The organism is Pantoea sp. GbtcB22 (assembly GCF_019091025.1).
GTDB classification, from domain to species: Bacteria; Pseudomonadota; Gammaproteobacteria; order Enterobacterales; family Enterobacteriaceae; genus Pantoea; species Pantoea leporis.
Genome location: NZ_JAGXKB010000771.1, coordinates 1 through 239, shown reverse-complemented (window position 1 = coordinate 239; position 239 = coordinate 1). Strand labels below are relative to the sequence as shown.

Below are 239 nucleotides of genomic sequence, written 5' to 3'. Positions count from 1 at the left end.
CAAAATATTCTGGTGGCTATTGATGCCCAGCCGGACGATCAGCCCGCGCTGCGTCGTGCGGTTTATCTCAATCAACGTATTGGCGGGAAAATCAAAGCTTTCCTGCCTATTTACGACTTCTCATATGAAATGACCACGCTGCTGTCGCCCGACGAGCGCTCCACTATGCGCAAAGGGGTGATCAGCCAACGTACCGAATGAATCCGCCAACAGGCCCCGGCATATATTGCGGCTGGCGT

The 239-nt window shown here is 54.0% G+C and carries 1 pseudogene; it reads left to right on the top strand.

Annotation, left to right across the window (positions count from 1 at the left end):
• Positions 1 to 198: pseudogene (locus KVT28_RS26640) on the top strand (universal stress protein); the annotation flags it as partial.
• Positions 199 to 239 lie beyond the last annotated feature (41 nt).